Source organism: Methylobacterium segetis (genome assembly GCF_004348265.1).
In the GTDB taxonomy this organism is placed as follows: domain Bacteria; phylum Pseudomonadota; class Alphaproteobacteria; order Rhizobiales; family Beijerinckiaceae; genus Methylobacterium; species Methylobacterium segetis.
Map to the genome: position 1 here is coordinate 1 of NZ_SMNT01000217.1, position 2,566 is coordinate 2,566.

Annotated in this window: 1 protein-coding gene; it reads left to right on the forward strand. The window is 65.8% G+C overall.

Going from position 1 to position 2,566, the window contains the following annotated elements:
* A partial coding sequence (locus tag E1J50_RS26100; RefSeq protein WP_132257159.1) for a beta strand repeat-containing protein occupies window positions 1-2,566 on the forward strand: 2,566 nt, incomplete at both ends.

The window sequence follows — 2,566 nt, forward strand, 5'->3', positions numbered from 1 at the left end:
CGCCCGGATCCACGGCCTCGCGGCGCTCCTCAACGGCATCGACGACAGCGACGTCGACGAGTTCGGAGTGACGCATCCCGGCATCATCCTGAACACGAGCAACGGGGCAAACATCCTTCTCGGCGGCGGCGGCAGCGACACCATCCGCGGCCGGGCCGGCAACGACATCATCGACGGCGACTCCTGGCTGAACGTCCGGATCGCACTCTATGCGGATAAGAGCCGCAGCGGCACGCCCACCATGACGGCCGAGAGCATGTCGTCTGCCGTGACTGACCTTGCCGGCAACGTGCTTTTCGGCGGCAAGGCACTCTCCGCCCTGATGCTCGATCGCACGCTCAATCCCGGGCAGCTCGAGATGGTTCGGGAGATCCTCGACGGGGATCCGACGGATGCCGCAAACGACGTCGCGGTCTACGCCGGCGTCCGGGCTGGCTACACCTTCGGCAGGAACACCGACGGCAGCTGGACGGTGACCGACACCGACGCGACCGACGGTGACGAGGGCACGGACAAGCTCTGGAACATCGAGACGCTCCGGTTCTCGGACCGCGACGTCCTGATCGTCAACCGGCCGCCGACGGGGCAGCTGACCATCACCGGCTCGGAGAACGTGCTCACCGCCAACACGGCCGGCATCGCCGATCCGAACGGTCTCGGCACCTTCTCCTTCCAGTGGCAGGTCTCGGCCGACGGGCTCACGAACTGGACGAATTTTGGAGGTGTGACTGCCAATCCAAATCTCACGATCGGGAATGTCGGCGATCCCCGCTTCTTCCAGGTGATCGCGCGCTACACCGACCAGTCCGGCTTTGCCGAAAGCCTGACCTCGAACATCACAGCTCGGGTCGGCAGCAACACGGTCGGTGATACGATCACAGGGTCGACAGGCCCGAACCTGATCAACGGCCGGGGCGCCAACGACACCCTGAACGGGTCGGATGGAAACGACATCATCAACGGCGGGGCCGGAAACGATACGCTGAATGGCGATCTCGGCAACGACACCCTGACGGGCGGCGACGGCAACGACGCCGTGAACGGCGGAGCTGGCGACGACACGATCATCATCGACATCGACGGCACGGGTGACGGGGTCGACACGCTCTCTGGCGGCGCGGATCTCGACACGCTCTTGATCGTCGACACGGGCGCCGGAAACGAGGACCTGAACATCGTCTTCGGAACCCGGGTCACCCAGGTCGAGGCCGGCGGGACGATCAACGCCGACATCGAGCAGGTCCGCGCCGATCTCGGCGCGGGGACCGGCGACGGCTTGGTTTACTCGGCCACGAGCTCGGCTGTGACAGTAAATCTCGTAACCGGTACCGCCTCGGGCTTTGCCTCGGTTGCCGGGATCGAGAACGTCACCGGCACGAACAACGCCGACACGATCACGGGCAACGCGGTCGCCAACGTGCTCACCGGCGGTGCCGGAGCGGACACGCTCGATGGTGGCGCCGGGAATGACACGCTGAACGGCGGCACCGAAGCCGACACGCTCCTGGGCGGTGCCGGCAACGACACGCTCGACGGTGGCGCAGGCGCCGACATCATGCGGGGCGGCGCGGACAACGACACCTATGTGGTCGATGTTGCGGGCGATGTGGTTGACGAGACCTCGGCCGGATCGTCCGGTACCGACACGGTACGGACGGCACTGGCGAGTTACACGCTCGGGGCGAATGTCGAGAACCTGACCTATACCGGGAACGGCGCCTTCTCCGGCACCGGCAACACGCTGAACAACGTGCTCACAGGCGGCAATGCGGCTGCTGGCGACACGCTCACCGGCGACGAAGGCGACGACACGCTCGACGGCAACGGCGGCAACGACACCCTCCTGGGCGGGGTCGGAAATGACACGCTCACGGGCGGCACCGGCAACGACATCGTCAACGGCGGCGACGGCGACGACGTGATCACCTGGAGTGCGAGCTTCCTCGGGCTCACGCCCGACGGCCGCGACGTGGTCAACGGCGGAACGGAAGGCGCGGGAGGCGACAGGTTCGTCGTCAACGGGTCGATCGGCGCGGAGGTCTTCCGGGTCTATGCCAAGGCGGACGCGGTCGCGGCCGGCATCTACGCGGCTGCCGGCACGGCGGAGATCATCGTCACTCGCAACACCAACGGTGTGAACGGCGCGGTGACGGCGAACAATATCATTTCCGAACTCACCGATATCGAGGAGATCACAATCAACACCGGTGCCGGTAACGACACGGTGCTCGCGGTCGGCAACTTCAACCCGACCAGCCTGAACTTCAACACGATCACGATCAACGGCTCCGACGGCGACGACACGGTCGACATCTCCTCACTTCAGTCGGCGCACCGGATTGTGTTCACCTCGAACGGCGGCCACGACACCGTCCTCGGGGCGCTTCGCCCTCAGGACGTGATCGAGCTGCCGACGGGCCTCACGCCCGAAGAGTGCGCGATCGTTGAGAACGCGGATGGCACCACCACGATGTCTGGCGGCGGACACAGCGTCACCTACTCGCGTGGTAACAACTCCGGCCCAGTGACGCACAATCCTGGCACGGGTCAGCCCGGCACCAACGAT